General features: G+C 64.0%; 2 protein-coding genes. Both read right to left on the bottom strand.

The genetic code is table 11. The features are described from left to right. Positions 1–198: 198 nt before the first annotated feature. Positions 199–954 (bottom strand): 2-dehydro-3-deoxy-D-gluconate 5-dehydrogenase KduD, encoded by a 756-nt coding sequence (gene kduD, locus ACOJSJ_RS05230; protein WP_420143934.1) that lies wholly within the window; start codon positions 952–954, stop codon positions 199–201. A 48-nt stretch (positions 955–1002) separates the two neighbouring features. After that, positions 1003–1692, bottom strand: a 690-nt coding sequence (gene kduI, locus ACOJSJ_RS05225; RefSeq protein WP_420143933.1) for a 5-dehydro-4-deoxy-D-glucuronate isomerase, incomplete at its 5' end; no start/stop codon positions are given.

The raw sequence follows: 1692 nt of genomic DNA, 5'->3' as shown, positions 1-1692 counted from the left end.
CGGTCATCGATCCACTCCTGTCAGAACATTTTGGAGTCATCCGGGACAGATGACGGCGCGCAAAATGGGTCAAGCAAAAGACATTTGGAGCATGATCCGATCCAGTTCGTCCGGATCATGCTCTATGGCCGGGGCGTTATGGCGCCCTCTGTCGTTATATGGACGCCCCCACGCGATGCGGGGGCGCCGGTCGTGCGATCAGCGTGCCAGCCAGCCGCCATCGACGGCCAGGATATGGCCATGGATATACTGGGCCGCGCCGGACGACAGGAACACCGCCGCCCCGCCAATGTCGCTGGGCTGCCCCCACCGGCCTGCGGGGATGCGTTCCTGTATCTGGCGGTTGCGGGTTTCGTCGGCCTGCAGCGCCGCGGTATTGTTCGTGGCGATATAGCCCGGCGCGATCGCGTTGACGTTCACGCCCTTTGCCGCCCATTCATTGGCCAGCAGCCTGGTGAGGCCTGCAATCCCGCTCTTGGACGCGGTATAGCTGGGCACGCGGATGCCGCCCTGAAACGACAGCAGCGACGCGATGTTGACGATCCTGCCGCCCCCCTGCGCGATCATGTGCCGCCCGGCCGCCTGACACAGGAAGAAGCTGGTCTTGAGGTTGGTGTCGATCACCGCGTCCCAGTCTTCCTCGGTGAAATCGACGCTGTCGGCCCGGCGGATGATCCCGGCATTGTTGATCAGGATGTCGAGCCCGCCCAGCTTTTCCACCGTCTCATCGACGATGCGCTGCACCGGTTCGATGCTGGACAGGTCCGCCGATATGATTTCCGCCCGGCGGCCAAGTGCGCGCACCTGTTCCACCGTCTCCTGCGCGGGGGTCCGCCCCACCGCCGCAATGTCCGCGCCAGCGGTCGCCAGCGACAGCGCGATCGCCTGCCCGATGCCGGTATTGGCCCCGGTGACGATCGCGCGCCTGCCGGATAGATCGAAAATATTGCTCATGTCAGGACTCCATGGCCCCTCCCACCGGGGTGGGAGAGGCAAAAACCGTCAGGCCAGCTGGCAGATGTCCAGCACGTTCATGTCGGTATAGTCCTGATTCTCGCCCGCCATCGCCCAGATGAAGGCATAGGCCTTGGTCCCCGAACCCATATGCACCGACCAGGGCGGCGAAATGACCGCTTCCTCATTCGCCATCACGATGTGCCGCATCGCTTCGCCTTCGCCCATATAGTGGAAGACGCGGTCATTCGGCCCGTCCAGCTCGAAATAGAAATAGATCTCGCTGCGGCGCTCATGAATGTGCGGGGGCATGGTGTTCCACACCGAACCGGGCTTGAGCACCGTCAGGCCCATGACCAGCTGCGCGCTTTCGCAGATGCCGGGGATCACCATCTGATAGATGGTGCGTTCGTTCGATTCCTCCAGGCTGCCGCGTTCCAGCGTGGTCGCGTCGGCCACCGACACCAGCTGCGTCCTGAACCCCTTGTGCGCCGGGCAGGAGGCAAGGTAGAAACGCGCGCCTGCACCGGCAAATTCCACATCCTTCGCGCCCATCGTCACATACAGGCAATCCTTGTTGCCCAGCGTGAAGACTTCGCCATCGACCGTGACCGTGCCGGCCACATTGCCCACATTGACGATCGCCAGTTCGCGCCGCTCAAGGAAGGGGTGACCCGCCGCCGACGCCGGCTCGGTCTGCGCGGGCAGCTGCACCGGCGCATCGGCCACCGCCACGCC

It is taken from the genome of Sphingobium sp. (assembly GCF_048594625.1).
GTDB lineage: Bacteria > Pseudomonadota > Alphaproteobacteria > Sphingomonadales > Sphingomonadaceae > Sphingobium.
Note: the sequence above shows the minus strand (reverse complement) of the source record. Positions and strands in the feature narration are given on the sequence as shown.

Excerpts from the sequence above, each read along its gene's own strand:
- kduD (WP_420143934.1), bottom strand. The coding sequence starts at position 954 with ATGAGCAATATTTTCGATCTATCCGGCAGGCGCGCGATCGTCACCGGG.